Annotated in this window: 2 protein-coding genes; both read right to left on the reverse strand. The window is 40.0% G+C overall.

The window, feature by feature from the left end; genetic code table 11:
* Positions 1–2: 2 nt before the first annotated feature.
* On the reverse strand, positions 3–1,886 hold the full coding sequence (locus PSN35_RS00835; protein ID WP_300028330.1) for a DEAD/DEAH box helicase: 1,884 nt from the start codon (positions 1,884–1,886) through the stop codon (positions 3–5).
* A 68-nt stretch (positions 1,887–1,954) separates the two neighbouring features.
* Positions 1,955–2,493 (reverse strand): thioredoxin family protein (locus PSN35_RS00840; RefSeq protein ID WP_300028332.1); only part of this gene is annotated, 539 nt, incomplete at its 5' end.

Genomic DNA, 2,493 nt, shown 5'->3' on the forward strand with positions numbered 1-2,493 from the left:
AGTTAGGATTTGTTCTTTGGTTTTGAGCGAGAAAATTTTGGCTTTCTGCCGCCTTTGTTGTCGCTACCACGGCCACCATCTCTACCACCGCGACCGCCATTTTTATTACGACCACCACCATTGCCATTTCGGCCATTGCCACGCCCATCTTTAGAGAATTTTTTACGACCAAAGTTTCTTTTGCCGCCTTGTGATCCGCCAACGGTTGTTTTATTATTCTTGTCAGTTAATTCTACGATATTTAGGCGCTTGCCATTAACCACAGTTTTTTGTAGCAATTTAAAAACCTCGTCCGGCATTTCATCTGGCAGGTCTACTGTTGAGCAGTTGTCAAAAATTTGAATAGAACCGATGTATTCGCTATCCATATCCGCTTCATTGGCAATAGCACCTAAAATATTGCCAGGCTTAATGTTGTTGTTATTGCCTACTTCAAGCTTGTAACGACGCATTGGAATTTGTGGATGATCTTTTAACTGAGTTGCCTCAACAGAGATTATTTTTTCCTCGCCTGGTTTTTGGTTTCGACCATAACTAGGCTCTTGTTCAGACATTAGCAAAGGTTCGCCACCCTGGGCAATATGAGCTAATGCTGCAGCAATTTTAAGATGAGAGCTGTTTTCATTAGCCTCTTGGAATTCAGCCACTAGCTTTTCAAAAATGCTTAAATCTTGGTTGCTAAGGGTTTCAGTTATTTTTTTCTTAAAGGTATCAACACGCTTCTCGTTAATAATTTTTGCTGTTGGCAATTCAATTGGATCAATTTTTTGACGAGTGACACGCTCAATATTGTTCAACATGCGACGTTCACGGTGAGTCACAAATAAAATTGCTTCACCTGAGCGACCTGCACGACCAGTACGACCAATTCGGTGTACATAAGTTTCCGCATCTTGAGGAATGTCATAATTAACAACATGAGAAATGCGTGGCACATCAAGACCTCGAGCAGCCACATCGGTTGCAATTAGAATATCAATCTTACCTTTTTTATAGTTATTGATTAATCGCTCACGTTGACTTTGCTGAATATCGCCATTGATGGCTTCAGCAGCAAACCCTCTGGCTGATAATTTTTCAGCTAGTTCCACGGTTAATGTTTTGGTTCTAGCAAAAATAATCATTGCATCAAATTCAATCACTTCTAGAATTCGGGTTAACGCGTCTAATTTTTGACTCAAGCCACCAACTAAACAATATTTTTGTTCGATATTTGTAGCTGTTTCAGTTTTAGTCTTTACTTTAACAACCTTTGGATTGTTTAGAAATTTCTCTGCAACGCGCTTAATGATGCTTGGCATGGTGGCAGAAAAAAGTGCAATTTGACGCTGCTCTGGAAGGCGTTCCATGACCCATTTAATATCATCAATAAAGCCCATTTTTAACATTTCATCTGCTTCGTCTAAAACAAAAGATTTAATGTTGTCCAATTTTAAGGTGCCTTTCTTAATGTGATCCATTACACGACCAGGCGTTCCTACTACACAATGTACGCCACGTTTTAGAGGGCGCAGTTGAACATCATAAGATTGGCCGCCATAAATAGGAAGCACATGAAAACCCTTCATGCCGCGCGCATAAGTCTGAACAGCCTCTGAAACTTGAATCGCTAATTCACGCGTGGGTGCTAGGATTAATAATTGAGGCGCATTTAGGTTAAGATCAATATTGTCTAATAACGGTAGAGCGAATGCTGCTGTTTTTCCTGTACCAGTTTGAGCTTGTCCAATGATATCTTCGCCGTTTAACAGGTGAGTGATACACTGCTCCTGAATCGGAGAAGGGGTTTCGTAGCCGATAGAATCTAGCACACCCAGAATAGAATTAGATAGACCTAAGTCACTAAATTTTATTGAAGGCTGGTTTTTGTTGTTTGTTTCAGACATACGGAATTATAAGACAGGCAAAGACCGCAATTATACGCTAACTATGTTATATTAGTTTTTTATTATATTTAATACCACTTGATTGAGCAGCCCATTGATGGAATTTGCTCTTTAGGCCCTTGGCCAGTTTTAGCTATCTGGCTCATAGCGTCGAATAGGTCGCGTTTTACATCGGTTGCAGCAGACTCTTTTCTTGAGGCATCGAGTCGACCGCGATATTGCAGTGCTAAGTCTGAGTTAAAGCCAAAGAAATCAGGTGTACACACAGCACCATAAGCCTTGGCAATTGTTTGAGTTTCGTCGATTAAATACGGGAATGGAAAATTCATATCTTTGGCGATTTTTTGCATATTTTCAAATGAATCTTCTTGATATTCATCAGGGTTGTTTGACATAACAGCAACCGTATTTAAGCCCATATCTTTAAGCGCCTGAGTGTCACGAATAATACGATCAATAATAGCCTTGACATAGGGGCAGTGATTACAAATAAACATCACCAATAGGCCGTTTTCACCCTTACAACTGTCTAGCGTATGAATTTTTCCATCAACACCTTTTAGTTCAAAATTAACCGCCGGTGAATTAAAGTCACAAATTGGGGTTT

This window comes from Candidatus Thioglobus sp., assembly GCF_028599055.1.
Lineage (GTDB): Bacteria > Pseudomonadota > Gammaproteobacteria > PS1 > Pseudothioglobaceae > Thioglobus_A.

Coding starts and splice junctions, on each gene's coding strand:
- PSN35_RS00835 (WP_300028330.1), bottom strand. CDS start 1,886: ATGTCTGAAACAAACAACAAAAACCAGCCTTCAATAAAATTTAGTGAC.